We start from the raw sequence: 25,489 nt of genomic DNA, 5'->3' as shown, positions 1-25,489 counted from the left end.
GCAACCTCCTGGCCGGCCAGCAGGCGCTGATCGGCGCGGTGCGCGGCGACCTGGAGTACACCGCGCCGGCGGCGGCCGATGGCGCGCCCGGCAAGCACTACACGCTGCGGCCGTTCGCCGAGCAGGCGGTGCTGATCGTGCGCCCGCGTGGCTGGCACCTGGACGAGAAGCACGTGCTGGTCGACGGCCAGCCGATCGCCGGCGGCCTGTTCGACGCGGCGCTGTTCGCCTTCCACAACGCCCGCGCGCTGATGCGCCGTGACCGCGGCCCTTATTTCTACCTGCCCAAGCTGCAGTCGATGGAAGAGGCGGCGCTGTGGGAAACCGCGCTGGCGCACATCGAGGGCATGCTCGGCCTGCCGCACGGGCAGATCAAGGTCACCGTGCTGATCGAGACGCTGCCGGCGGTGTTCGAGATGGACGAGATCCTGCATGCACTGCGCGGGCGCATCGTCGGCCTGAACTGCGGCCGCTGGGACTACATCTTCTCCTACCTGAAGACCTTCCGCCGGCATGCCGACAAGGTGCTGCCCGAGCGCGGCCAGGTGACCATGACCCAGCCGTTCCTGAAGGCGTATTCGGAACTGCTGATCCAGACCTGCCACAGCCGCGGCGCGCATGCGATGGGCGGCATGGCCGCGCAGATCCCGATCAACCACGACCCGGCCGCCAACGAGCAGGCCATGGCGCGCGTGCGCGCGGACAAGCTGCGCGAGGTCAGTGCCGGCCACGACGGCACCTGGGTGGCGCACCCGGGGTTGATCCCGGTGGCGCGCGCGATCTTCGACGAGCACATGCCGGGCCCCAATCAGCACCACGTGCTGCGCCGCGACGTGCACGTCACCCGCGATGACCTGGTGGCCCCCTGCGCCGGCACCATCACCCGCGCCGGCTTCGACAACAGCGTGGAAGTGTGTGTGCGCTACATGGCCGCGTGGCTGGACGGCAACGGCTGCGTGCCGATCCACAACCTGATGGAGGACGCGGCCACCGCCGAGATCAGCCGCAGCCAGATCTGGCAGTGGCTGCATGCCGGCAACCAGCACCTGGACGACGGCACCGCCATCGACGGCGCGCTGCTCGACGCCACCCTGCGCGCGCTGCCGGCGCGCCTGGGCGACACCGCCGCGCTGCCCGGCGGCGACCGCATCGCCCAGGCCATCGAACTGCTCGGCACGCTCAGCCACGCCGACGAACTGGCCGAGTTCCTGACCCTGCCGGCGTACCGGCAGATCGACTGAGCCCTGCCACTGGCCGCCCCCTACTGCACGCCCCGCCCCCCAAGGAGTTCCACCATGAGCACCTACACGCAACAGATCGACGCCCTGCAGCACGACTGGGACAGCAACCCGCGCTGGGCCGGCATCCGCCGCCCGTACAGCGCCGCCGACGTGGTGCGCCTGCGCGGCACCGTGCAGCCCGAGCACACCCTGGCCCGGCGCGGCGCCGAGCGGCTGTGGAAGCTGCTCAACGGCGAGGCCAGGAAGGGCTACGTCAACGCCTTCGGCGCGATCAGCGCCGGCCAGGCGATGCAGCAGGCCAAGGCCGGGCTGGAGGCGGTGTACCTGTCCGGCTGGCAGGTGGCTGCCGACGGCAATACCTCCGAGACCATGTACCCGGACCAGTCGCTGTACGCCTATGACTCGGTGCCGACCATGGTCCGCCGCATCAACAACACCTTCCAGCGCGCCGACGAGATCCAGTGGAAGAACATCATCGACGGCAAGTTGAAGGCCGAGGAGGCCATCGACTTCTTCCTGCCGGTCGTGGCCGACGGCGAGGCCGGCTTCGGCGGCGTGCTCAACGCCTACGAGCTGATGAAGAACATGATCGTCGCCGGTGCCGCGGGCGTGCACTTCGAGGACCAGCTGGCGGCGGTGAAGAAGTGCGGCCACATGGGCGGCAAGGTACTGGTGCCGACCCAGGAGGCGATCCAGAAGCTGGTGGCCGCACGGCTGGCCGCCGACGTGCTGGGGGTGCCGACGATCGTCCTGGCGCGGACCGACGCCGAGGCCGCCAACCTGCTGACCAGCGACTTCGACCCCAATGACGCGCCTTTCGTCACCGGCGAGCGCACCGCCGAGGGCTTCTACCGGGTGCGCAACGGGCTGGAGCAGTCGATCAGCCGCGGCGTGGCCTACGCGCCGTATGCCGATCTGGTGTGGTGCGAGACCGGCACCCCGGACCTGGGCTTCGCCCGCGAGTTCGCCCAGGCGGTGCACGCGGCCAGCCCGGGCAAGCTGCTGTCCTACAACTGCTCGCCGTCGTTCAACTGGAAGAAGAACCTGGACGACCGCACCATCGCCCGCTTCCAGGACGAACTGTCGGCACTGGGCTACAAGTACCAGTTCATCACCCTGGCCGGCATCCACATCAACTGGTTCAACACCTTCAAGTTCGCCCACGACTACGCCCGTGGCGAGGGCATGCGCCACTACGTGGAGCAGGTCCAGGAGCCGGAGTTCGCCGCGCGCGGGCAGGGCTACACCTTCGTTTCCCACCAGCAGGAAGTGGGGGCGGGCTACTTCGACGACGTCACCACGGTGATCCAGGGCGGCGCCTCCAGCGTCACCGCGCTGACCGGCTCCACCGAGGAGGCGCAGTTCCAGGCCGGCAGGGCCGCCTGAAGGCCCTGGTTTCGATACTTTTACCGTTACTTGGGTATGGAGCAGGGGCGGCCGCGACGGCCGCCCTTTCTTTCATATGGCTGAATGCGATGGGCGCCGGTTTGCGACCTGCTCCACGCTTTGTGCCGGTGCTATCCTTCCGCGCTAGCCCCCGGGGACGAAGGGGCGGTGGGGCTGAGGGAATGACCAGCGAAAGTGCTGCAATCATGGCCGATGAGCGCGAACCGGGTGTCGCCCACATGGCGATGGCCGAAATCGTGCATCCCGTCCTGTCGCCCGACGAATTCGCGCTGTTCTCGCGGTTCGCACGGCAGCGCCAGGTCGCCGCCGGCGAGGTCCTGTTCCGCCGCGGGGATTCGGGCGACGCCATGTTCGTCATCGTCAGTGGCATCGTCGATCTCAACTTCGGCGAGGACCTGGTGGTCAAGTACCTGGGCCCGGGGGAGTTCTTCGGCGAGCTGGGCCTGCTGATCGGCGACCATCGCCGCGGCGCCGATGCCCGTGCCTCGACCGAGCTGTCCCTGCTCGAACTCGGGCATCCCGATTTCCAGAAGCTGGTGGACCACGATCCGGGCCGGGTCGCCTTTTTCCTGCGCCGCACGATCATGCGCGTGGTCTCCAACGAACAGATGCTGATCCGGCAGCTGCGCCGTCGCAACCACGACCTGGAAGCGGCGCTGGACAATCTCTACACCACCACCCACCAGCTCAGCCATACCGAGGAACTGGTGCGGACCGACGAATTGACCGGCCTGTACAACCGCCGTGGCCTGACCCTCTACCTGCAGGAGTGCCGGCAGCCGTCGCGGAGCCCGCCGCAGGGGCTGCTGCTGATCGACTGCGACCGCTTCAAGCGCATCAACGACGAACATGGCCACCTGGTCGGCGACCGCGTGCTGCAGGCGGTGGCCAACATCCTGCGCTCGGTGGTGCAGCCGGGCGGGCTGGCCTGCCGCCTGGGCGGCGACGAATTCTGCCTGCTGGTGCAGGAGGCCGATGCCGAGGCGCTCGAACACGTGGCCGGCTTCATCCTGCATGCCGTGCACGGCCTGCTGGAACGGTCGCAGCCGGTGCCGCGGGTGTGCCCGGTGAGCATCGGCGTCAGCCTGCTCGACCCGTCGCGCGACTGGAACGACTGGTACGCGCATGCCGACAGTGCCCTGTACGAGGCCAAGCGGCGTGGCGGCAACCGGCTGCAATGGCCGGTGGACTGGCTGGGGTCCGGCTGACATGCAGCAGGTGCCCGCCACACCGGACATGGATGCAACGGCGGGTGCCCCCGCCCCCCGCGTGCACACGCTGCTGCTGACCGACCTGTGCGACTCGGTCGCGCTGGTGGAGCGGCTGGGCGACACCGCGGCCGCGGAACTGTTCCAGGAGCACGACCGGCTGGTGCTGCGCCTGCAGCAGCAGTGGAAGGGACGCATGATCGACCGCTCCGACGGCCTGCTGCTGCTGTTCGAGCGGCCGGTCAACGGGCTGGGTTTCGCGCTGGACTACCGGCAGGGCCTGGAGCAGCTGGGCCAGCTGCGCGGCATCGGCCTGCAGGCGCGTACCGGCATGCATGTCGGCGAGGTGCTGACCTGGCACAACAGCGTCGAGGCGGTGCAGGCCGGTGCCAAGCCGCTGGAAGTCGAGGGCCTGGCCAAGCCGCTGGCCGCGCGCCTGATGGCGCTGGCGCGGCCCGGACAGATCCTGCTGTCGGCGGTGGCCGAGTCGCTGGCGCACCGTTCCGCCCGCGAGCTGGGCGCGCGCAGCGAGCACCTGCTGTGGAGATCGCACGGGCGCTGGCACTTCAAGGGCGTGCCGACCAGGCAGGAAGTGTTCGAGGTCGGCGAGCCGGGGTTCGCCCCGCTGCGCATGCCTCGCAGCACGCCCAAGGCCTGGCGCGACCTGCCGCTGTGGCGGCGCCCGATGGCGCTGGTCGCCGAAGCGACATTGCTGGTGGCGCTGGGGGTCGGGGCCTGGTTCATCGCGCGGCCGGAACCGGCCATCGCCTTCGCCGAGCGCGACTGGGTGGTGATGGGCGACCTGCGCAACCTGACCGGCAATGCATTGCTGGACGATTCGGTTATGCAGGCCCTGCGTGTCAGCCTGGAGCAGTCGCGGCATGTCAACGTGCTGAGCGACATGAAGACGCGCGACACGCTGTCGCGCATGCGCCGCGATCCCGTGGTATCCCGCCTGGACCGCACGTTGGCATCGGAAGTGGCGCTGCGCGACGGCGCACGCCTGGTGATACTTCCGGCAGTCTCCGAGGTGGGCGGCAAGCTGCGCCTGAGCATGGAGATCGTCGATCCGCATACCCAGACCACTATCCGCTCGGATTTCGTCGATGGCCGCGGCCTGGAGTCGCTGCTGGCCTCGGTCGATGCCATTGCCTTGCGCCTGCGCGGTCATCTGGGGGAAACCAGCACATCGGTCAAGGCCGCGTCCCAGCCATTGCCATCGGTTACGACTTCCAACCTCCACGCCCTGCGCGCCTATGCGCTCGGATTGCAGGCCACTCGCCAGGGAAAGTGGCAGCAGGCGATGCAGATGTATGGCGAGGCAACAACGCTCGACCCCGAGTTCGCACTTGGCTACCTTGGCGCGGCGCGTGTCATGGTGGCACGTTCGGAGCGGCCGGCGGCCATGCCGTTCCTCGACCGCGCATTGGCACTGAGGCACCGCCTGCCTGATCGTGAGCGCCTTTACCTGGATGCCTGGGAGGCCGAGTTGCGGGCACCGGCGCAGGCATTGGAGAAATGGCAGCTCATGGCCGGGCTCTATCCCGACGACTTTGCTGGCCAGGCCAACTCTGCCTGGCACCTGTTCTCGGTCAACCGGATGGACGAGGCATTGCCCTTCGCGCAGGCCGCCGACGTACCGCAGGATCCGTTGCGACCGCTGGCGGCCGACTTCCTGGCGCGCATTCTGCTGGCCAAGGGGGCGGCGGAACCAGCGTTGAAGCGGCTGCGCGAAATCGGAAACGAAACCCAGGCAGGCCAGGGGCGGCGGATCGCCAACGTGCTGGCGGTGCTTGAGCGGCCGGCGGAAGCCATGGCCGCGCTGGAAGCCATCAAACCCAGCGGCTACGCGGGCACCGACCTGGTACCGATGATCGATCGGGTGTCGTTGGCGCTTGACCAGGGGAAATGGGCGCAGGCCAGGGCGGCGGCGGATGGTGCGCTGGAGGCCAGCAGCACGCAGGATGCGTTCTTGCACCTGCAGTTCCGCTTCATTTCGGGCGTAGTGGCGCAGATGGCCGGCGCGTCCTTGCCGAGATCGGCCCGTGCGGCCACCGCGAAGGCGCTGGTGAATGCGATGGCCGACCCCGCCTGGGATCCTTCCAATCGTGCGGATCTGACGTCGATGCTGTTGGCCAATGCCTGGCTGGCACAGCGTGAAGGTGATGCCAGCCTGGCGGCTGATGCCCTGAGGCAGGTCGATGCATTGCCGGACAAGGGGAGGCTCGGGACAACCACGGCCGCGTTGCAGCGAATCGTGCAGGCCGGTCAACTGGCTGCCAACGGGCGTCACGACGAGGCCAGCAGGTTGTTATCGCCCCGTGCCGACGATCTCTACCAGTCGCGGGTTGCGCTGTACCGCGTGCTGGCCGCCTCGGGTCGCCATGCCGAGGCCGAAACTCAGGCGCGCTGGTTGTTGCAGCAGCGGGGCCTGGCCTATGTCGAAGCCAATGCATCCCAGGTGCTGCAGCCCCTGAATGTTGCTGACTCACGGCTTGCGCGGCTCTGGCTTGCCGAGTCGCTGGCTGCACAGGGAAAGAGCAGTCAGGCCACTGCCGAGATGCAGGTGTTCCTGCGGCAGTGGCCTGCCTCGGTACTGTCTCCTCAGTTGCTGTCCAGGGCCGAAGCGATCCTTTCGGCTTCGAAGCAGAAGATCACAGCGTGATTGCCCGCGCGCGTGAGGTGGGCCTGCAATTCGGTGCGGGCGGCGGCAATCTCTTCCTTGCTGGCCAGCTGGGTAGTGGTCATGCAATAGAACGGATCGCCCACGCCAGGCGCTACGGGTGCCAGTGCCTGTGCCGCGTCCACGCCAAGATCGGCCAGCGCCTGGATGGGATTGGCGTGGAAAAGCGCGCGGAATCCATCGTCGCTGGACAGCTTCTCCAGCAGCGTGTCCGCCATCACCGCATCGAGGCCTGGATGGCCAGCCGCGGCGTCGTCATTGTTGGAGCCGTTGCTCATTGTTCCCCCTGTCCGGTTGGGGGGCGCCAGAGGCGCTTGACCGGCTTTTCGAGATTGTATGGATATGCAGCGCCCCCCCGCGCGGCATGAGGATCATACCCATGAACGTGCGTCGCTGTGCATGCGTTTTCTTTGAATCACGGGAGACTGCGAGCTTTGATCTGGCCGGTCTGCTCGCTGGCGGTGCAGGGGTTGCCCGTACCCGTCGCTGGCTCGCCCTGGCGCCGCACCTTGAGCAGGAAATCGAGGTGTCGGAGGCGGAGATGACATGGCTGGGGCGTTTCAGTCCGCAGCTATGGAGCATGGCCGATGCCATGCCGGAGGACATCCTGTCGCGCCTGCTGGAAACAGGACTGCTGGTTTCCGATGAGCCCCGTTTTGCATCGCAGCGCGCGGCCGAGGAACGCCACCGCGCATTGAACTGGTGGCCACTGGCCGCGGTCGTGCACAAGGCCAGTTGCTGGAGTGGCGTGGACAGCGTGGCCTCGATGCAGCGACTGGGCATGGATACGGTCGCCGGCCTGCTGCGCACTTGCGGCACACCACCGCCTGCGGTGGCCGAGCGCGATGGCTGTGGCCCGGACATCCCGCTGCAGCGGCCTCCCGCCGATAGCCTGGACACGCTGCTCGAGAGGCGTACCACCTGCCGCAACTTCGATCCTGAGCGGGGGCTGGAGCAGGCGCTGTTCGCGCGGATGCTGGACCGGGTCTTCGCCGCGCAGGGAAGCGTGATTGCGGGAGAGGGCATCGAGTTTCTGAAGAAACACACCCCTTCGGGAGGTGGGTTGCATGCAACCGAGGCCTATCTACTGGTGCAACGGGTCCAGGGGGTGCCCCCGGGCCTGTACCACTACCGCCCACACGAGCATGCCCTGCGTCCGCTGCCCGCCCCGGCCATGCCGCTGGATGACCTGGCACGCAGGGCACTGGCCGGGCAGTGGTGGTTTGCCCAGGCTCCGGTGCTGGTGATCTACGCGCCTCGCGTGGCGCGCAGTTACTGGAAGTACCGCGACCATCCCAAGGCTTATCGCGCGCTGCTGATGGATGTTGGCCATCTCTCGCAGACGCTGTGCTTGAGCGCCACTGACCTGGGCCTGGGAGCGTTCGTGACCGCGGCGATCAACGAAGGCGAGTTGGAACGCGCCTTCGGCCTGGCCCCCCTGTGCGACGGACCGGTCGCGGTGGGGGGATTCGGTTGGCGTGCCGCGCGACAGGAAATCGCCGAGTTCGATCCCGTGGGCAAGGTGTGGGGATGCGCGGGTTTGGAGCCGTGAGGCGCAATTGGAATGGATCAGCTGCGCACCGGGCATGAGGTGCGTGGTCGCACCGGTCATGGGGGCGTTCCCGGTTTCAATGGCGTCGCAGTCTCATCGTCCCCGGGGTTGCGGGATGGATCAATCTCCCGCGCCCGCCTCGAAATCCACCAGCACCGCGCCGTCGCCCACCTGGTCGCCGCCGCGCACGCGGTAGCCGTTGACCACGCCGTCGGCCGGCGCCTGCAGGGTGTGCTCCATCTTCATCGCTTCCATCACCAGCAGCGGGGTGCCGCGGGCGACCCTGCTGCCCGGCTCGACCAGCAGGGCGATGACCCGGCCGGGCATCGGCGCCAGCAGGCTGCCGCCATGGTCGCTGCCGCCGTCGGCCTCGGCGACGGGGTCGTGCAGGGTGAAGCGGCGCTGGTTCCCATCGGCGAAGACGTGCAGCGCATTGCCGTCGCGCACGACGTCGCCGCGGTGCAGCCGGTCGTCGATCTGCACGGCATAGCCGTCCGCGTGCACCCGCCCGCGCAGCCGCAGCGGGTCGCCGTCGCCATCCACCTGCCAGCCGTCCGCGTGGCGCCGTACCCGCAGCGTGCGTTGTTGCTGCTGGTGTTCCAGTGTCACCGCGCGCGCGGCGGGACCGGCCGCGCGCCAGCCATCGGCGATGGCCCAGGGCGAGGCGTCGGCCGGCACTGTGGCGCCGTCGTCGATGGCGAGCACCGCGGCCAGCGCCCAGTCGGCCGCGCTCGCGGGTTGGTGGCGCACGTCCAGTGCGTCGTGCTCGCGCTCGATCAGCGCGGTGTCGAGATCGGCCTGGCGGAACGAACCGGTCGCCACCAGCCGGTGCAGGAAGCCGGCATTGGTGGTGACGCCGACCGCCCGGCACTGCGCCAGCGCCTGCCGCATGCGCCGCAGCGCGCTGTCGCGGTCCACGTCATGCACGATCAGCTTGGCGATCATCGGGTCGTAGTACGGGGTGATGGCATCGCCCTGTTCGACGCCGGCATCCACCCGCACGTGGGCATCGGGCCGCGGCAGGCGCAGGTGGCGCAGGGTGCCGGTGGAGGGCAGGAACCCACGGTCGGCATCCTCGGCGTACAGCCGTGCCTCGATGGCGTGGCCGTGGATGGCCAGCTGCGCCTGGGTCTTCGGCAACGGCTGCCCGGCGGCGACGCGCAGCTGCCACTCCACCAGGTCGGTGCCGGTGATCAGTTCGGTCACCGGGTGCTCGACCTGCAGGCGGGTGTTCATTTCCATGAACCAGAATTCGCCCGAAGGCGAGGCGATGAATTCCACCGTGCCGGCGCCGACGTAGCCGACCGCGCGCGCCGCGTCGGTGGCGGCCTTGCCCATCGCCGCGCGGCGTTCGGGCGTCATGCCCGGCGCCGGGGCTTCCTCCAGCACCTTCTGGTGGCGGCGCTGCACCGAGCAGTCGCGCTCGAACAGATGCACCACGTTGCCGTGGCCGTCTCCGAACACCTGGATCTCGATATGCCGCGGCCGCTCGATGTACTTCTCCACCAGCACGTGCGCATTGCCGAACGCCGACTGCGCCTCGCGCTGGCAACTGGCCAGGGCGGCGTCGAAATCCGCGCTGGCCTCGACCCTGCGCATGCCCTTGCCGCCGCCGCCGGCGCTGGCCTTGATCAGCACCGGATAGCCGATCGCGTCGGCCTGCGCGCGCAGGAAGGCCGGCTCCTGGCGCTCGCCGTGGTAGCCGGGGGTCAGCGGCACGCCGGCCTGCTGCATCAGCGCCTTGGCCGCGCTCTTGTCGCCCATCGCGTCGATGGCGCTGGCCGGCGGGCCGATGAACACCACGCCGGCGTCGGCGCAGGCGCGGGCGAAACCGGCGTTCTCGGACAGGAAGCCGTAGCCGGGGTGGATCGCCTGCGCGCCGCTGCGGCGCGCGGCGTCGAGGATGGCCGCGCCGCGCAGGTAGCTGTCCGCCGCCGGCGCCGGGCCGATGTGGATGGCCTCGTCGGCCAGCCGCACATGCCGTGCGTCGCGGTCGGCGTCCGAGTACACCGCGACGGTGGCGATGCCCAGGCGGCGGCAGGTGGCGATGACGCGGCAGGCGATTTCGCCGCGGTTGGCGATCAGGATCTTGTCGAACATGGCGTATTCCATGACGTGCTGCGCGGTGGCAGCTTGAAGTATTGAAGAGCTTTCACTCCCCTGCCGGGGAGCGAGCTACTTTTCTTTGCCCGTACAAAGAAAAGGTAGCCAAAAGAAAGCACGCCCTGCCTCCGCGCCCAACGCGCTGCGCGCGCCGGGTCCACTCCGCCGCCGGGATTTTTCGACACGACATCCGTGTCGTGTCGAAAAACGACGTGCATCCATGCACGTCGCCCTCCGGGTCCTCTCCGTCGGCGCCGTCGCTGCGGAAGGGAACCCGGGACAGCGAAGGCAACCGCAAGAGCCAGAGCACAAGCGCAGGCTTCCGGCTCGATGCGTGTCATGCCGACGGCCTCACATCCGGAACACGCCGAAGCGCGTGTCCTGCGCCGGTGCGTTGAGGCTGGCGGCCAGCGCCAGACCCAGGACGCGGCGGGTGTCGGCGGGGTCGATCACGCCGTCGTCCCACAGCCGCGCGCTGGCGTAATAGGGGTGGCCCTGGCGCTCGAACTGCTCGCGGATGGGCGCCTTGAACGCCTCCTCCTCGTCGGCCGGCCACTGCCCGCCCTTGCCCTCGATGCCGTCGCGCTTGACCGTGGCCAGCACGCTGGCGGCCTGTTCGCCGCCCATCACCCCGATGCGTGCATTCGGCCACATCCACAGGAAATGCGGCGAATAGGCGCGGCCGCACATGCCGTAGTTGCCGGCGCCGAACGAGCCGCCGATCACCACCGTGTACTTGGGCACGCGGGCGTTGGCCACCGCCATCACCAGCTTGGCACCGTCCTTGGCGATGCCGCCGTGCTCGTACTTGCGGCCGACCATGAAGCCGGTGATGTTCTGCAGGAACAGCAGCGGGATGCCGCGCTGGCAGCACAGCTCGATGAAGTGCGCGCCCTTGAGCGCCGATTCGGAGAACAGGATGCCGTTGTTGGCGATGATGCCGACGGGATGGCCATGCACATGGGCGAAGCCGGTGACCAGGGTGTTGCCGTAGCGCGGCTTGAACTCGTCGAAGCGCGAGCCGTCGACGATGCGCATGATCACTTCGCGCACGTCGTAGGGCTTGCGCGTGTCGCCGGGGATCACGCCATACAGTTCGTGCGCATCGAACAGCGGCGCCTCGCCGGACTGCAGCGCGACGCGCGGCTCCGGCCTGCGCCAGTTGAGGCTGGCGATGATGGCGCGCACCCGCGCCAGCGCCTGCAGGTCGTTGTCGGCCATGTGGTCGGCGACGCCGGAAATACGCGTGTGCACGTCGGCGCCGCCCAGCTCCTCGGCACTGACCACTTCGCCGGTTGCCGCCTTCACCAGCGGCGGGCCGCCGAGGAAGATGGTGCCCTGTTCGCGGACGATGACCGTCTCGTCGCTCATCGCCGGCACGTAGGCGCCGCCGGCGGTGCAGCTGCCCATCACGCAGGCGATCTGCGGAATGCCCTGCGCGGACAGGTTGGCCTGGTTGTAGAAGATGCGGCCGAAGTGGTCGCGGTCGGGGAATACCTCGTCCTGCAGCGGCAGGAACGCACCGCCCGAGTCGACCAGGTAGATGCACGGCAGGCGGTTCTGCTGTGCGATCTCCTGCGCGCGCAGGTGTTTCTTGACCGTCACCGGGTAGTAGGTGCCGCCCTTGACCGTGGCGTCGTTGGCGACGATCAGGCATTCCACGCCGGAGACGCGGCCGATGCCGGCGACCATGCCGGCGCCCGGCACCGGGTCGTCGTACATGCCGTGCGCGGCCAGCGGTGCGATCTCCAGGAACGCGCTGCCGGGATCGAGCAGCGCGTCGATGCGCTCGCGCACCAGCAGCTTGCCGCGCGCGGTGTGCTTGGCCCGCGCCGCATCGCTGCCGCCGCGCGCGGTGCGCTCCAGGGTCGCGCGCAGGTCGTCGACCAGCAGCTGCATCGCCGCGCGGTTGGCCTCGAATGTCTCGCTGCCGGGCTGCAGCTGGGTTTTCAGTACGCTCATGGCGGTGGTTCCTGCGGTTGCCTGTGTGCCGTCGGCGAAGGGGGGCCGAAGGGCGGACGCGCGGCGCGTGGGGTCCATGATGCGGGAACCCCGCCGTTGCCGTTGCCCTTCACCTGCCGGCGCCCTCCAGGGAGAGGCCCGGCGATTGCCGGGCCTGGATCACGCGGTGCGCTGGAACAGCTCGCGCCCGATCAGCATGCGCCGGATCTCCGAGGTGCCGGCGCCGATCTCGTACAGCTTGGCGTCGCGCCACAGGCGGCCCGCCGGGTACTCGTTGATGTAGCCGTTGCCGCCGAGGATCTGGATCGCCTCGCCGGCGGCCCAGGTGGCCTTCTCGGCCGAATACAGGATCGCGCCGGCCGCGTCCTGGCGGGTGGTGCGGCCCTGGTCGCAGGCCCTGGCCACCGCATACACATATGCGCGGCACGCGTTGAGGCCCACGTACATGTCCGCGAGCTTGGCCTGGATCAGCTGGAAGGTGCCGATCGCTTCGCCGAACTGCTTGCGCTCGTGCACGTATGGCAGCACCACGTCCAGAGCCGCGGCCATCAACCCGAGCGGACCGCCGGACAGCACCACGCGCTCGTAGTCCAGGCCGGACATCAGCACCTTGACGCCACCGCCGACCTCGCCGAGCACGTTCTCCACCGGCACCTCGCAGTCCTGGAACACCAGTTCGCAGGTGTTGGAGGCGCGCATGCCCAGCTTGTCCAGCTTCTGCGCGGTGGAGAATCCCTTCATGCCCTTCTCGACGATGAAGGCGGTGATGCCGCGCGAGCCGGCGTCCGGGTCGGTCTTGGCGTAGACCACCAGCACGTCGGCGTCCGGGCCGTTGGTGATCCACATCTTGTTGCCGTTGAGCAGGTAGTGGTCGCCGCGCCGCTCCGCGCGCAGCTTCATCGACACCACGTCCGAGCCGGCGCCCGGTTCGCTCATCGCCAGCGCGCCGACGTGCTCGCCGCTGCACAGCCTGGGCAGGTACCTGTGCTTCTGCGCCTCGCTGGCGTTCTTGCGCAGCTGGTTCAGGCACAGGTTCGAATGCGCGCCGTAGGACAGGCCGATGCCGCCGGAGGCACGCGAGATTTCCTCCATCGCCACCACGTGGGCGAGATACCCCATGCCGCTGCCGCCGTATTCTTCCTCCACGGTCATGCCGAGCAGGCCCTGTTCGCCCAGCTGGCGCCAGAGCGTGTTGGGGAACTGGTTGCCGGCGTCGGCGTCGGCGGCCAGCGGCGCGATGTGCGCGGCCGCGAACTGGGCCACGCTCCCGCGCAGCATGTCGATCTCTTCGCCGAGATCGAAGGAAAGGGTGGGGACGTGCATGGGGGCGGCTCCGGTACGGCGGGACGGGTGGGCGCTCCGGGAGGGGAATGACGGACTGGCCGTCAGCACGGGCGTTCGCGCGCAGCCTAGCCGGTCTCCATGAAAAAGTGAATACAAATTCAAAAATTGAATCTAGAATCAATCCATGGCCTACAAACGTTCGGAACTGATGGAAAAGCGCCTTGCCGGCAACCGCGAGGCGATCCTGGCAGCGGCCCGGCGGCTGGTTGCCGCGGGCGGGTACCGCAACGCGCCGATCACCGCGGTGGCGGCCGAGGCCGGGGTATCCACCGGCCTGATCTACCGCCATTTCCCGTCCAAGGCCGACCTGTTCGTGGAGGTGCTCACCGCCGCGGTCGAGCATGAGCTGGACATCCTTTCGGCGATCGCCGACGGGCCGCAGCCGGCGGCCGTGCGCCTGCAGCAGGCGGTGGCCTCCTTCGTGCGCCGCGCGCTGGCCGGGCCGGCACTGGCCTATGCCTTCATCGCCGAACCGGTGGATCCGGAGGTCGAGGCCGAGCGCATCCGCTGTCGCCGCCTGTTCGGCGACGTGTTCAAGCGCATCCTCGGCGACGGCGTCCGCAGCGGCGAATTCCCGGCGCAGGACCTGGACGTGGGCGCGGCCTGCATCGTCGGTGCGTTCACCGAGGCGCTGGTCGGCCCGACCGCGCCCAGCCGCGACGGCCTGCGCGGCGGCGAGCCGCTGGTCCAGGCGATCGGCGCGTTGTGCCTGCGCGCGGCCGGTGCCGGCATGGCCACGCACGGGGGATGAGGCCGCCGTCCGGCCGCTGCCCGTTGCCGGTGGGTGGGGGCGCTGGTCTATACTCCGCCGGTAGCTGTGGTCCACCGACTACTTGCCAGGGGTGTTGATACGTGCGGAATTACGACCTGCAGTTCCTGAAACGCTTCTCCATCGTGATCGCCATCTTGGCTGTCGTCACGGTCGGGCTGATCATCTTCGCGTCGTTCCTGCAGCGCGCGATTCCCACCGAAGCCTCCCCGCAGGCGGTCGCGCGCGTCGAGCAGCGCATCGCCCCGGCCGGTGCGGTCTACGCGGGCAGCACCGGTGCCGCGGCGCAGGCTGCGGCGGCCGAAGCCGCGGCTGCCCAGGCTGCTGCCGCAGGCGGCGCCTACGGCGGCACCCTGGACGGCAAGGTGATCTTCGACAAGCTGTGCACCGCTTGCCACCTGACCGGCGTGGGCATGGCACCGACCCTGGACCACGCGCATTGGGACAAGCGCATCGCCCAGGGGACCGAGACGCTCTACAAGCACGCCATCGAGGGCTACACCGGCCCGGACGGCGGGGTGATGCCGCCCAAGGGCGGCAATGCTGGCCTGAGCGACGAGCAGATCCACGCCACCGTCGACTGGATGCTGGCAAACCTGAAATAAAACGTGCCCATCATGGACACGCGGCGCCGCCCTCCCGGGCGGCGCTTTGCTTTCCGCCGTTCCGGAGTCCACCCCATGCGTCATCTCCCCGCGCTGCTCGCCCTCTCGCTGTCCGTCGCCCTTGCGCCGCAGGCGGTCGCCAGGACGCCGGCCGTCCTCGCCATCGGCCAGGTACAGGGCAGTGGCCCGCGCAGCCCGCTGGAAGGACGCCAAGTCACCATCGAGGGGTTCGTCAGCGCCGACCTGCGCGCCGGTCTCGGCGGCGTCTTCCTGCAGGACGCGGGAGATCGCGATCCGGCCACGTCCGATGCGCTGTTCGTGCAGATGGACCCGGCGCGCGCGCTGCCCGCGGGACAGTGGCTGCGCGTCACCGGCACGGTGCAGGAACTGGCGGCCGGCAAGGGCGGCCAGACCCTGACCGCGCTGCAGGCCGAAACGGTGGCGGCGGCCCGCGCCCGCCCCGCGCCCGGGATCACCGTGCTGGAGGCCGTGCCCGCCAGCTGGGAGGCGCTGGAAGGGATGAAGGTGCGCATCGCCGCACCGCTGACGCTGGCCGGGCAGGACCAGCTGGCGCGTCACGGCGAGCTGACCGTCGCCTTCGACGGGCGGCTGTGGCAGCCGACCGAACTGGCCGCCGCCGGCACCGCGGAGAACGCGGCGCTGGGGGCCGACAACGCGCGCCGCCGCCTGCGCCTGGACGATGGCAGCAGCCAGCGCGACCCGGGCCGCGTGTCCTACCTGCCCGAGGCCGCGCAGCTGCGCACCGGCATGGTGTTCCGCGGCGTCGAGGGCGTGGTCGACCAGCGCTACGACGGCGACTACCGGCTGCAGCTGACCGCCGCGCTGCCGCTACCGGCGATCGAGCGGCCGCAGCCGCCGGCGGTGGCCGGGGCGCTGCGCATCGCCGCGTTCAACCTGGAGAACTATTTCAACGGCGACGGCCACGGTGGTGGCTTCCCGACCCTGCGTGGCGCCAAGACGTTCGCGCAGTTCCAGGCACAGCAGGCCAAGCTGGTCGCCACCATCCGCGGCCTCGACGCCGACGTGGCCGCGCTGATGGAGCTGGAGAACGACGGCTACGGCCCGGACTCGGCGATCGCCGGGCTGGTGCGCGCGCTCAACGAAGGGCAGGACAAGGAGCGCCACTGGGCGTTCGTCGACGCCGGCAAGGGGCCGGGCGACAACCCCATCCGGGTTGGCATCATCTACCGCGCAGCACGGGTGGCGCCGGTGGGCAGGCCGGCGGTGCTGGAGCGCGAACCGTTCGGCGAGCGCAGCCGGGTACCGCTGGCGCAGGCCTTCCGCATGGGCCGCACGGGCCGGCCGTTCGTGGTCGTGGCCAACCACTTCAAGTCCAAGGGCTGCAGCGAGGCCAGCGGCGCCGACGCCGACCAGAACGACGGCCAGGGCTGCTGGACCGCCACCCGGGTGGCATCGGCGCGGCTGCTGCACCAGTGGCTGCAGCGCGATCCGACCGGCAGTGGCGGTGGCGATGCGGTGCTGCTGGGCGACTTCAATGCCTATGCGATGGAAGACCCGATCCGCCAGCTGCAGGCAGATGGCTGGCGCGACGCGTTCAAGGTCGCCGGCGTGTCCCGGCCCTACAGCTACGTCTACAACGGCTTGACCGGGCGCCTGGACCACGCGCTGCTCAACCCGGGCATGGCGGCGCGGTTGAAGGGCGCGGCCGAATGGCACATCAATGCCGATGAAGCCGACGACGCCGGCTACCAGGGGCGCAACGTGCCCGGCCCGTGGCGCAGCTCGGACCACGACCCGCTGCTGCTGGGTTTCGATCCCTGAGCCCGGGCGAAGAGGTGCCGGCACCGTGCTCCTGACGCCGGCGACCCCTAGTGCGCGTGCCGCCGCGCCGCGTTCCACAGATGGGTGCTGGCCAGTGCCAGGCTGCCGGCGACGGTAAGCGGCGTTTCGGCCCGCTCGTCCAGGCCGCCGGACGCACCGGCCAGCAGCAGCGCCAGCCCGGTGCCCGCCAGCAGCCACAGCGCGGCGGGCAGCGGGCGATGCCGATGCGCGCGCCACAGCGCGTAGCTGGTCAGTGGCACGGCGATCAGCACGAACACCCCGTGCACCCATTCGGCCTCGCTCCAGGTGCCGAACAGCGGCAGCAGCGCGGCCAGCAGTGGCAGCGCCAGGCAGTGCAGCAGGCACAGGCCGGACAGGGCGATGGCGGAGACATCGAACAGGGCAGCTGCATTTTTCATCGGATCGGCTCCATTTTGTTATAAAGTAACATTAAAGAAGGTGTGGATCACCCCGTTGGGCAAGGAAGCCGTGCTGGAACTTCAGCCCTGCGCGCCGCGTGCGATCAGGGCGATCGCCACCACCGCCAGGCCCAGGCCCACGCGGTTCCAGGCGCTGGTCTTCTCGCCGAAGGCCAGCACGCCGACCAGCGCGCCCAGGCACACCACGCCGATGTTCATGCCGGCGAAGATGGTGGCCGGGCTGTGCGGCAACGCCTGGTGCGCGCGCACGTAGAACAGGATGTTGCCGAAGTTGATGGCACCCAGCAGCAGGCCGAAGCCAAGGTTGCGCGCCTGCAGCCGCTGGCGGCCGCGGTAGTGGCGCAGCAGCTGCCAGGCCAGCATCAGCACGAAGGCGATGGCGAAGCTGGCCAGCAGCGCGGCGGTGGCCGGGGTGCCGGCCAGCGCCACCTGCTTGAGCAGGATGTCGATCAGCGCGAAGCCGGCCCACACCGCCAGCAGCCAGCGCCAGCTCGATGCCGTGCCGGCGCCGCGCCCGCCGCTGCGCGCACTGACGCCGACGATGGCCAGCAGGCCCAGCCCCAGCCCGGCCAGTTTCCAGCCATTGGCGTGCTCGCCGAACAGCACGAACGCCGCGCCCAGCGACAGCAGCAGCGACAGCCGCTGCGCCACGTCGCTGCGCACGATGCCGGCTTCGCGCACGGCACGCGCCAGCACCAGGAAGATGCCCGGCAGGGCCAGCGCCAGCCCAAGCAGTGCCGGCCACGGCGCGTGTCCGTCGCGCAGCGACTGCAGCGAGGGCCTGAGCAGCAGCAGCGACAGCACGCTGGCGGCCAGGTAGTTCCAGGTCACCGCCTGGGCGATGTCGATGCCGCGCCGCGGCGCCAGCTTCAGCAGGACCGAGACCAGCACGCTGCAGATCACGCTCAGGATCAGGAAGTGCATCGCATTCGTTGCCGTGCGGTGGTGGCGGTGAAGCCGCTGGATGGGGCCGCTATTATGGCGCCATGAGCAATCCTTCCTTTCCCCGCGAACCGGCGGTGCTGATGCTCGAGGGCCCCTGCGGGCCGCTCGAGGTCGCGGTCGATCCGCCCGAGGGCGATGTCGCCGCGCGGCCGGTCGTCGCCGTCATCTGCCACCCGCTGTCCACCGAAGGCGGCAGCATGCACAACAAGGTGGTGACGATGGCCGCGCGCGCGCTGCGCGAACTGGGCATCACCACCGTGCGCTTCAATTTCCGCAGTGTCGGCGCTTCCGCCGGCAGCTACGACAACGGCGAGGGCGAGCAGGACGACCTGCGCGCGGTGGTGGCATGGGTGCGCGCCCAGCGCCCGGACTGCGCGCTGTGGCTGGCCGGTTTCAGCTTCGGCGCCTACGTATCGCTGCGCGCCAGTGGCGCGCTGGCGCCGCAGGCGCTGATCTCGATCGCGCCCCCGGTCGGCCGCCGCACCTGGGATTTCGACGCGCTGCAGCCGCCGGCGCAGTGGCTGGTGGTGCAGGGCGACGCCGACGAGGTGGTCGACGCGCAGGCCGTCTATGCGTGGCTGGAGACGCTGGCCGACCCGCCGCAGCTGGTGCGCATGCCCGATACCAGCCATTTCTTCCATCGCAAGCTGATCGACCTGCGCGGCGCGATCCAGCACGAAGTGCGGCGCTGGCTGCCCGACGGCAGTTGCTGAGCATGGATGCGACGACCCCCTCGCAGCGCTACGCCGCCGGCGTGGCCCGTGGCGACTGGCGCGACGATCCGGCCCAGCATGCGGCACTGGCCGAGCTCGACCGCATCCACGAGGCCATCGTCGATTCGGCGCAGGACGGCTGGCTCGACCGGCTGTCGGCCTTCTGGAAGAAGCCCGAGCCGGTCAAGGGCCTGTATTTCTGGGGCGGCGTCGGCCGCGGCAAGACGTTCCTGGTCGACCTGTTCTACGACGGCCTGCCGATCGAGCAGAAGTACCGCACCCACTTCCACCGCTTCATGCGCGGCATCCACGAGCGGCTGCGCGAACACCAGGGCCAGAGCGACCCGCTGGCGAAGATCGCCCAGGAATGGCGCAGCAGACTGCGGGTGCTGGTGCTGGACGAGTTCTTCGTCACCGATATCGGCGACGCGATGCTGCTGGCGCGCCTGCTCGAACGGCTGTTCGCCGAAGGCGTGACCCTGGTGACCACCTCCAACACCGCGGTGGAGAACCTGTACCTCAACGGCCTGCAGCGCGACAGTTTCCTGCCGGCCATCGCCCTGCTGCAGAAGTACTGCGTGGAGCTGTACGCCGAAGGCACCGAGGACTACCGCATGCGCGCGCTGACCCGCTCGCCGGTGTACCGGGCGCCGCTGGAAGGCGACAGCGATGCCTGGCTGGAGCGGCGCTGGAAGGAGCTGAGCGGCGGCCAGGACGCGCGCGCCGGCAACATCCAGATCGAGGGCCGCAAGATTCCGGTGCGCGGGCGTGGCAAGAGCATCGTCTGGTTCGACTTCGCTGCGCTGTGCGAAGGCCCGCGCGGTCCCTCGGACTACATCGAGATCGCGCGCGAGTTCAATACCGTGCTGCTGGGCGGCATCCCGCACTTCGACCGCCTGAACGAGGATGCCGCGCGGCGCTTCGTCAACCTGATCGACGAGCTCTACGACCGCCAGGTCAACCTGGTGTGCACCGCGCAGGACCCGCCGCCGCTGCTCTACTCCGGCACCCGCCTGGCCGGCGCGTTCGAGCGCACCGCCAGCCGCCTGATCGAGATGCAGAGCGCCGAGTACCTGGGAACCGCCCACCGCCTGTAGCCCGCTGGCCGCGTGCCGGGGCTGACCCCCGGCCGCGGCATGCGCCGCCAACCCCGTTCTTTGCCACCATCCGTTCTGTTCCGTGCCTGCCGCCGCGGCGGCCCACCCCGCAAGCAACGGAGTACGCAGATGAAGCACGCAAGCATGGCCTTCCGGCGCCCGCCGGTACGTTCGATGGCGTTCGCGTTGACGCTGCTGGCCGGCCTGCCGGCACTCGCCGGCGAGCCGCGGTGGCCGCAACCGGCGTCCGCACCCGCCGTGCAGCCGGACATGCAGGCGCCCGTGCCCACGCGCCGGCGCCAGACCACCGCGGATTTCCGCGCGCCGGCAGCCAGCGTGTGCAGCGACATGCCGCGGATGCGCGAGGTTCCGGACCCGGACCCGCAGCCACCGGAGCGGGTGCGCGAGATCCCCACCCTGGTCGGCAAGGTTCCGCATCGCAGGGAGTTGCGCGAGATGGCGCCACCGCCGCCTCCACCGGCGCCGATGATCGCTGCCGACGCGGTGGCGGCGAGGGCATCGGAGGTGCGGGACGCGCCCGCTGCGTCATCGGCGCCGGCGGTGCGGCGCCCGGCCACGCCGGTGACCGCCGGCGTGGTCGATGACAACGCCGATTTCGGCGGCTTCCGGCAGTTCCTGCAGCGCCACCCCGAGGCGGCGCGGCTGGGGCGCGACGTGTCGGTGCGCCAGCGGCTGCGGGTGGTCGACGCGCAGGGCCGGCCGGTACCCGATGCCGAAGTCGCGGTCTCCGCGGCCAATGGCGCGCGCATGTGGGCGCGCACCGATGCCGGCGGCCAGGCCTGGCTGCACCTGAATGCCTTCGACGACCGCGATTCGGCCAGCTACCGGGTCGACGTGCGCCGTGCCGGGCAGCAGGCGCAGGCGCAGTTGCGGCGCGGGCAGAAGGACGCGCTGGAAGTCCGCCTGCCCGCCGCCGCGGCGAGCCCGCGCGCGCGCCTGGACCTGGTGTTCATGGTCGATGCCACCGGCTCGATGGGCGACGAGATCGACAAGCTGCGCACCTCGCTGCGGGACATCGTGCGCGGCATCGAGCAGCTGCCGTCGCGCCCGGACGTCTGCCTCGGCCTGGTCACCTATCGCGACCGCGGCGACGCGTATTTCGTGCGCAGCTGGGACCTCACCGGCAACGTCGCCGCGTTCCAGCAGGTGCTCGACGGGGTGCGTGCCGGCGGTGGCGGCGACATGCCCGAGGCGATGAACGAAGCCTTCGCGCATGCGGTGCAGGCGCTGGACTGGCGCGGACCGGCCACCACGCGGCTGCTGGTGTCGCTGGCCGACGCGCCGCCGCACATGGACTATCCGCCGCCGCACTACGACCAGACCATGCTCGCGGCGCTGGGCAAGGGCATCAAGGTGTTCAGCGTGGCCGCGTCGGGACAGGACACCACCGGCGAGATCGTGCAGCGACAGATCGCCCAGTACACCGGCGGGCGCTTCATCTTCCTCACCTACAAGGATGCGTCCGATCCGGGTAGCGGGCCCGGCCGCGAGACCGTGCACGACGTGGCCGGCTACTCGGTGGATACGCTGGACGCACTGGTGCTGCGGCTGGTGCGCGAGGAACTGGCGCAGCTGCCCAGGGGATGAGCACCGGTTCCGGCGAGCGGCCCGTCGCCGCCCCGGGCCCGGCGCGGCGCGTGGATCAGGGGTGTCCGGGCAGGGCGATGCGGTTGTCCGGACCCTGTTCCTTCGCCACCGGCGTCGCTGGCGGCGCCTGGCCGTTGTCGCCGCTGACGCTCATCATCCGCAGCGGCTGGCCGTCGTAGCGGAACTCCAGCGCCGACTGCAGCCGGTCCAGCGCCAGGACCTGGGTGCACAGGGACTGCGCATGCTGTTCCAGGGCGCGTGCGCGCGCTTCGATCTTCGGCTCGAGTTCGGCTTCGATCTTCTCGGTGCGTTTCTCGATGCGCTCCTCGCTGCCGGTGAGCAGGGTCCACAGCAGGCCGCGGGCGATGGAGCCCTTGAGCGATTCGGCCGCGTCCTGCACGCGCCGGTCGAAGCCCTCGCCGAACAGGTCCTGCTCCCAGCGTCCGCGGCCGATGGTCGAGGCGACGAAGCGCTCGGCGTCCCTGCGCAGCGCGCGCACCTTGCGCGAATCGAAATTGCCGGTCAGCGAGCCGTAGACGACGTCCAGCACATCGAAGCTGATCCCCACTGATTCATTGGCGATGCCGGTGACCGCCGGCATCAGCTGGCGCACCCCGGCCTCGAGCACGCGCAGGCGCTGCGCGTCGTCGGCGCTGACCGCCTGCATGCGCCCGTCGATGCTCAGCTGGCCGTCGTGGAACACGATCTCGCGCGGCGTGGCGTCGTGCTGGCGCAGCCAGATGCCGCCGCCATCGACCAGCACGTCGTAGTCGGTGCTGACCCCGCACTGGGTGGAGGACAGGGTCGGTGACTTCATCGTGCCGGCCTGCGCGGCGAGCGCCGGCAGGACGAGCAGGGCGGCAGCGAGGGCCAGGCGGCGCATGCGCGGAATCCATTCGGAGGACCCACAGGATCGCCGGCCGTGCCGGATCGGGCCTCCGCCGGAAGTCATGGCGGCGCATCGGGCATTGGATCGCATCGGGCTTTGGATTATGAATGCGTGCGGCGTTTTCCTACCCGCCAACCAGTCTCCCAAGGCTTGACTGCGCAGCCTCGATAGGCTGGTCGCGGTGGCCCCGCCGGGCACCGGCGACGGGATCGCTTGTGCCGCAAGGGAAATGCGATCACCCACAAGATTTGGCGTTGACCGGGCCGTTTACCCCCACTATCTTGTGTCCCGTCGGTTCTGGCGGGTTGCTCCCCGCCGGATTGAAAGGGAAGCCGGTGACGCCTTCGATGGCCAGTCCGGCACTGCCCCGCAGCGGTAATTGGGAACGAACCCGCCACCAAGCACTGAGGCCCGATGCCTTGGGAAGCGGCGGAAGTAGGAGGAGGCCCCCGCCTCCGCGCCCATGAGTCCGAAGACCTGCCGACAGCCGCGCGAAGCACAGCGCGCGGTGCCGGCTGCGGAGTCTTCGAGGGGAAGACGGCTGGCGACGCGGCAGCGCCGGTGGCGACCTCGGGTCGTGCCCGTCGCGGATGCTGCGACGCCGTCCTTCCATGCTTGTCGCCCGCCACCGGCCCTGGTTCCTGCGAGGGCAGGCGCCGCGTGCACCACGCCATGAGGACGCATTGCCGTGACCGCCACCGATACCGCCGTTGTCCCGACCGAGACCGGCTTCGAACTGACCCCGCCGCCGACCGCCACCGCCATGAGCGTGACCAAGCGCAATGGCGGCACCGAGCCGGTGGACCTGAACAAGATCGTCCGCGCCATCCAGCGTTGCTGCGACGGCCTGCATGCGGTCGATCCGATGCGCGTGGCCACGCGCACCATCTCCGGGCTGTACAACGGCGCCACCACCCAGGAGCTGGACGAACTGTCGATCCGGACCGCGGCGCTGCTGATCGGCGAGGAGCCCGAGTACGGCCGCCTGGCCGCGCGCCTGCTGGCCAACTTCATCGCCAAGGAGGTATCCGGCCAGGAGATCCACGCGTTCTCGCAGTCGGTGGGCCGCGGCCACGAAGTGGGCTTGATCAACGAGCGCCTGCTCAACTTCGTCCAGGTCAACGCGCGCAAGCTCAACGATGCGGTCAACCCCGACTACGATCTCAACTTCGACTACTTCGGCCTGCGCACGCTGTACGACCGCTACCTGCTGCGCCACCCGCACACCCGCAAGGTGATCGAAACCCCGCAGCAGTTCTTCCTGCGCATCGCCAGCGCGCTGTCCGAGGACGTGCCCGAGGCGCTGGCGCTGTACCAGCGGCTGGGCAACCTGGACTACCTGCCGTCCAGCCCGACCCTGTTCAACGCCGGCACCAGCCACGAGCAGCTGTCGTCGTGCTTCCTGCTGGATTCGCCGCAGGATTCGCTCGAGTCGATCTACGCCCGTTACGGCGACATCGCCCAGCTGTCCAAGTTCAGCGGCGGCATCGGCGTGAGCTACACCCGGGTGCGTTCGCGCGGCTCGCTGATCCGGTCCACCAACGGCCATTCCAACGGCATCGTGCCGTGGCTGAAGACACTCGACTCCTCGGTCGCGGCGGTCAACCAGGGCGGCAAGCGCAAGGGGGCGGCCTGCGTCTACCTGGAGACCTGGCACGCCGACATCGAGGATTTCCTGGAACTGCGCGACAACGCCGGCGACGATGCCCGCCGTACCCACAACCTCAACCTCGCCAACTGGGTGCCGGACCTGTTCATGCAGCGGGTGGAGGCCGACCAGCCATGGTCGCTGTTCGATCCGCGCGTGGTGCCGGAGTTCACCGACCTGTACGGCGAGGCGTTCGAGCGCGCCTACGTGCAGGCCGAGGCCCAGGGCAAGGCGGTCAAGGCGGTGCCGGCGCGCAAGCTGTATGCGCGCATGATGCGCACCCTGGCCGAGACCGGCAACGGCTGGATGACGTTCAAGGACAAGTGCAACAAGGCCAGCAACCAGACCCTGCGCGCCGGCAACGTCATCCACCTGTCCAACCTGTGCACCGAGATCCTCGAGATCACCTCGGCCGAGGAGACGGCGGTGTGCAACCTGGGCTCGATCAACCTCGGCAACCACCTGGATGCGCACGGCGATTTCGATTTCGACAAGCTCGCCGAGACCGTGCGCCTGGCCGTGCGCCAGCTCGACCGGGTGATCGACCTGAACTTCTACCCGATCGAGACCGCGCGCCGCGGCAACCTGCGCTGGCGCCCGGTCGGCCTGGGCTGCATGGGCCTGCAGGACGTGTTCTTCCGCAAGCGCCTGCCGTTCGACTCGGACGCCGCGCGCGCGCTGTCGGCGAAGATCGCCGAGGCGATCTACTACCACGCGCTGGAAACCTCGTGCGAGCTGGCGCAGGAGCGCGGCCGGCATCCCTCGTTCGCCGATACCCGCGCCGCCAGCGGCGAACTGCAGTTCGACGCGTGGGGCGTGGTGCCGGCCGATGGCGCGCGCTGGGAAGCGCTGCGCGGGCGCATCGTCCAGCACGGCCTGCGCAACTCGCTGATGATCGCCATCGCCCCGACCGCGACCATCGCCTCGATCGCCGGCTGCTACGAATGCGTGGAACCGCAGGTGTCCAACCTGTTCAAGCGCGAGACCCTGTCCGGTGACTTCCTGCAGGTCAACCGCTACCTGGTCGGCGAACTCAAGCAGCTGGGGCTGTGGACGCCGGAGATGCGCGACGCGATCAAGCTCGCCGACGGCTCGATCCAGAACCTGCCGCAGATTCCCGAGGCGCTGCGCACCGTGTACCGCACCGCGTGGGAACTGCCGATGCGCTCGCTGATCGACATGGCCGCCGACCGCGGCGCGTTCATCGACCAGTCCGCCTCGCTCAACCTGTTCATGGAGAGCCCGAACATCGGCGCGATGTCGTCCATGTACATGTACGCCTGGAAGAAGGGCGTCAAGACCACCTACTACCTGCGCTCGCGCCCGGCCACCCGGATCGCCAAGACCACGGTCAGCAGCTACACCCCGGCCGAGGCCGTCGCCTGCTCGCTGGAGAACCCGGAAGCCTGCGAGGCCTGCCAGTAAGCGCCCGCGCCCCGCCCCCGCCAGGGCAGGGCGAAGCCGGCTTCGCC

General features: G+C 69.7%; 19 protein-coding genes and 1 riboswitch. Of the genes, 12 read left to right on the top strand and 7 right to left on the bottom strand.

What is annotated here, in order from left to right; genetic code table 11:
- The 4 genes from ABB33_RS15875 to ABB33_RS15860 form a co-directional block, all read left to right on the top strand.
- On the top strand, positions 1 to 1,241 hold a 1,241-nt coding region (locus tag ABB33_RS15875), incomplete at its 5' end, for a malate synthase (RefSeq protein WP_056932722.1).
- Between the two features lie 54 nt (positions 1,242 to 1,295).
- Positions 1,296 to 2,627 carry an isocitrate lyase gene (aceA, locus tag ABB33_RS15870; RefSeq protein ID WP_054668164.1) on the top strand — a complete coding sequence of 444 codons (1,332 nt, stop codon included), beginning with the start codon at positions 1,296 to 1,298 and terminating at the stop codon, positions 2,625 to 2,627.
- 182 nt (positions 2,628 to 2,809) lie between these two features.
- A complete protein-coding gene (locus tag ABB33_RS15865) occupies positions 2,810 to 3,856 on the top strand; it encodes a GGDEF domain-containing protein (RefSeq protein WP_056932721.1) in 1,047 nt (348 codons plus the stop codon).
- A 28-nt stretch (positions 3,857 to 3,884) separates the two neighbouring features.
- The gene (locus ABB33_RS15860; protein ID WP_152985131.1) at positions 3,885 to 6,521 is read left to right on the top strand and encodes a putative peptide modification system cyclase; all 2,637 of its coding nucleotides are present in this window, start codon (positions 3,885 to 3,887) and stop codon (positions 6,519 to 6,521) included.
- On the opposite strand, the gene ABB33_RS15855 is transcribed toward ABB33_RS15860, so the two are convergent.
- Positions 6,461 to 6,817, bottom strand: coding sequence for an NHLP-related RiPP peptide (locus ABB33_RS15855; protein WP_054668158.1), 357 nt, complete (start codon positions 6,815 to 6,817; stop codon positions 6,461 to 6,463). The genes ABB33_RS15860 and ABB33_RS15855 overlap by 61 nt on opposite strands.
- Positions 6,818 to 6,918: 101 nt before the next feature.
- Here ABB33_RS15855 and ABB33_RS15850 point away from each other — a divergent pair, with 101 nt between their 5' ends.
- Complete coding sequence (locus ABB33_RS15850) at positions 6,919 to 8,091, top strand: putative peptide maturation dehydrogenase (protein ID WP_054668814.1); 1,173 nt, start codon at positions 6,919 to 6,921, stop codon at positions 8,089 to 8,091.
- A gap of 120 nt (positions 8,092 to 8,211) precedes the next feature.
- On the opposite strand, the gene ABB33_RS15845 is transcribed toward ABB33_RS15850, so the two are convergent.
- From ABB33_RS15845 to ABB33_RS15835, 3 genes are all read right to left on the bottom strand, one after another.
- Positions 8,212 to 10,191: an acetyl/propionyl/methylcrotonyl-CoA carboxylase subunit alpha gene (locus tag ABB33_RS15845; protein ID WP_056932724.1), complete on the bottom strand. Its 1,980-nt coding sequence runs from the start codon at positions 10,189 to 10,191 to the stop codon at positions 8,212 to 8,214.
- A 354-nt stretch (positions 10,192 to 10,545) separates the two neighbouring features.
- Positions 10,546 to 12,156 carry a carboxyl transferase domain-containing protein gene (locus ABB33_RS15840; protein WP_056932720.1) on the bottom strand — a complete coding sequence of 537 codons (1,611 nt, stop codon included), beginning with the start codon at positions 12,154 to 12,156 and terminating at the stop codon, positions 10,546 to 10,548.
- A gap of 159 nt (positions 12,157 to 12,315) precedes the next feature.
- Positions 12,316 to 13,479 (bottom strand): isovaleryl-CoA dehydrogenase, encoded by a 1,164-nt coding sequence (locus ABB33_RS15835; protein ID WP_056932719.1) that lies wholly within the window; start codon positions 13,477 to 13,479, stop codon positions 12,316 to 12,318.
- 145 nt (positions 13,480 to 13,624) lie between these two features.
- Between ABB33_RS15835 and ABB33_RS15830 the strand changes: the two genes are divergently transcribed.
- The 3 genes from ABB33_RS15830 (at position 13,625) to ABB33_RS15820 (ending at position 16,677) form a co-directional block, all read left to right on the top strand.
- The gene (locus ABB33_RS15830; RefSeq protein WP_056932718.1) at positions 13,625 to 14,251 is read left to right on the top strand and encodes a TetR/AcrR family transcriptional regulator; all 627 of its coding nucleotides are present in this window, start codon (positions 13,625 to 13,627) and stop codon (positions 14,249 to 14,251) included.
- A gap of 101 nt (positions 14,252 to 14,352) precedes the next feature.
- On the top strand, positions 14,353 to 14,874 hold the full coding sequence (locus ABB33_RS15825) for a c-type cytochrome (protein ID WP_054668150.1): 522 nt from the start codon (positions 14,353 to 14,355) through the stop codon (positions 14,872 to 14,874).
- Positions 14,875 to 14,949: 75 nt separating this feature from the next.
- On the top strand, positions 14,950 to 16,677 hold the full coding sequence (locus ABB33_RS15820) for an ExeM/NucH family extracellular endonuclease (RefSeq protein WP_056932717.1): 1,728 nt from the start codon (positions 14,950 to 14,952) through the stop codon (positions 16,675 to 16,677).
- 47 nt (positions 16,678 to 16,724) lie between these two features.
- On the opposite strand, the gene ABB33_RS15815 is transcribed toward ABB33_RS15820, so the two are convergent.
- Positions 16,725 to 17,096, bottom strand: a complete 372-nt coding sequence (locus ABB33_RS15815; RefSeq protein ID WP_056932716.1) for a MerC family mercury resistance protein — start codon at positions 17,094 to 17,096, stop codon at positions 16,725 to 16,727.
- Positions 17,097 to 17,177: 81 nt separating this feature from the next.
- Positions 17,178 to 18,041, bottom strand: coding sequence for an EamA family transporter (locus ABB33_RS15810; protein ID WP_056932715.1), 864 nt, complete (start codon positions 18,039 to 18,041; stop codon positions 17,178 to 17,180).
- A gap of 62 nt (positions 18,042 to 18,103) precedes the next feature.
- On the opposite strand from ABB33_RS15810, the gene ABB33_RS15805 reads away from it, so the two are divergent.
- The 3 genes from ABB33_RS15805 to ABB33_RS15795 all read left to right on the top strand — a co-directional run bounded on the left by ABB33_RS15805 (position 18,104) and on the right by ABB33_RS15795 (position 21,480).
- Positions 18,104 to 18,775, top strand: a complete 672-nt coding sequence (locus ABB33_RS15805; RefSeq protein ID WP_056932714.1) for an alpha/beta hydrolase — start codon at positions 18,104 to 18,106, stop codon at positions 18,773 to 18,775.
- Between the two features lie 2 nt (positions 18,776 to 18,777).
- The gene (gene zapE / locus ABB33_RS15800) at positions 18,778 to 19,872 is read left to right on the top strand and encodes a cell division protein ZapE (protein WP_056932713.1); all 1,095 of its coding nucleotides are present in this window, start codon (positions 18,778 to 18,780) and stop codon (positions 19,870 to 19,872) included.
- 129 nt (positions 19,873 to 20,001) lie between these two features.
- Positions 20,002 to 21,480 carry a VWA domain-containing protein gene (locus ABB33_RS15795; RefSeq protein ID WP_161809434.1) on the top strand — a complete coding sequence of 493 codons (1,479 nt, stop codon included), beginning with the start codon at positions 20,002 to 20,004 and terminating at the stop codon, positions 21,478 to 21,480.
- A 55-nt stretch (positions 21,481 to 21,535) separates the two neighbouring features.
- On the opposite strand, the gene ABB33_RS15790 is transcribed toward ABB33_RS15795, so the two are convergent.
- A complete protein-coding gene (locus ABB33_RS15790; protein WP_054668137.1) occupies positions 21,536 to 22,363 on the bottom strand; it encodes a DUF2884 family protein in 828 nt (275 codons plus the stop codon).
- A gap of 281 nt (positions 22,364 to 22,644) precedes the next feature.
- Positions 22,645 to 22,869, top strand: a riboswitch (cobalamin riboswitch).
- Between the two features lie 263 nt (positions 22,870 to 23,132).
- Between ABB33_RS15790 and ABB33_RS15785 the strand changes: the two genes are divergently transcribed.
- A complete protein-coding gene (locus ABB33_RS15785; protein WP_276533802.1) occupies positions 23,133 to 25,442 on the top strand; it encodes a ribonucleoside-diphosphate reductase subunit alpha in 2,310 nt (769 codons plus the stop codon).
- The last annotated feature ends 47 nt before the right edge of the window (positions 25,443 to 25,489 follow it).

The organism is Stenotrophomonas acidaminiphila, assembly GCF_001431595.1.
Taxonomy (GTDB): domain Bacteria; phylum Pseudomonadota; class Gammaproteobacteria; order Xanthomonadales; family Xanthomonadaceae; genus Stenotrophomonas; species Stenotrophomonas acidaminiphila.
This window is presented reverse-complemented; position numbering and strand designations above follow the sequence as displayed.

Excerpts from the sequence above, each read along its gene's own strand:
- aceA (WP_054668164.1), top strand. The coding sequence starts at position 1,296 with ATGAGCACCTACACGCAACAGATCGACGCCCTGCAGCACGACTGGGAC.
- ABB33_RS15865 (WP_056932721.1), top strand. The coding sequence starts at position 2,810 with ATGACCAGCGAAAGTGCTGCAATCATGGCCGATGAGCGCGAACCGGGT.
- ABB33_RS15860 (WP_152985131.1), top strand. The coding sequence starts at position 3,885 with ATGGATGCAACGGCGGGTGCCCCCGCCCCCCGCGTGCACACGCTGCTG.
- ABB33_RS15855 (WP_054668158.1), bottom strand. The coding sequence starts at position 6,817 with ATGAGCAACGGCTCCAACAATGACGACGCCGCGGCTGGCCATCCAGGC.
- ABB33_RS15850 (WP_054668814.1), top strand. The coding sequence starts at position 6,919 with ATGAACGTGCGTCGCTGTGCATGCGTTTTCTTTGAATCACGGGAGACT.
- ABB33_RS15845 (WP_056932724.1), bottom strand. The coding sequence starts at position 10,191 with ATGTTCGACAAGATCCTGATCGCCAACCGCGGCGAAATCGCCTGCCGC.
- ABB33_RS15840 (WP_056932720.1), bottom strand. The coding sequence starts at position 12,156 with ATGAGCGTACTGAAAACCCAGCTGCAGCCCGGCAGCGAGACATTCGAG.
- ABB33_RS15835 (WP_056932719.1), bottom strand. The coding sequence starts at position 13,479 with ATGCACGTCCCCACCCTTTCCTTCGATCTCGGCGAAGAGATCGACATG.
- ABB33_RS15830 (WP_056932718.1), top strand. The coding sequence starts at position 13,625 with ATGGCCTACAAACGTTCGGAACTGATGGAAAAGCGCCTTGCCGGCAAC.
- ABB33_RS15820 (WP_056932717.1), top strand. The coding sequence starts at position 14,950 with ATGCGTCATCTCCCCGCGCTGCTCGCCCTCTCGCTGTCCGTCGCCCTT.
- ABB33_RS15815 (WP_056932716.1), bottom strand. The coding sequence starts at position 17,096 with ATGAAAAATGCAGCTGCCCTGTTCGATGTCTCCGCCATCGCCCTGTCC.
- ABB33_RS15810 (WP_056932715.1), bottom strand. The coding sequence starts at position 18,041 with ATGCACTTCCTGATCCTGAGCGTGATCTGCAGCGTGCTGGTCTCGGTC.
- ABB33_RS15805 (WP_056932714.1), top strand. The coding sequence starts at position 18,104 with ATGAGCAATCCTTCCTTTCCCCGCGAACCGGCGGTGCTGATGCTCGAG.
- zapE (WP_056932713.1), top strand. The coding sequence starts at position 18,778 with ATGGATGCGACGACCCCCTCGCAGCGCTACGCCGCCGGCGTGGCCCGT.
- ABB33_RS15795 (WP_161809434.1), top strand. The coding sequence starts at position 20,002 with ATGAAGCACGCAAGCATGGCCTTCCGGCGCCCGCCGGTACGTTCGATG.
- ABB33_RS15790 (WP_054668137.1), bottom strand. The coding sequence starts at position 22,363 with ATGCGCCGCCTGGCCCTCGCTGCCGCCCTGCTCGTCCTGCCGGCGCTC.
- ABB33_RS15785 (WP_276533802.1), top strand. The coding sequence starts at position 23,133 with ATGAGCGTGACCAAGCGCAATGGCGGCACCGAGCCGGTGGACCTGAAC.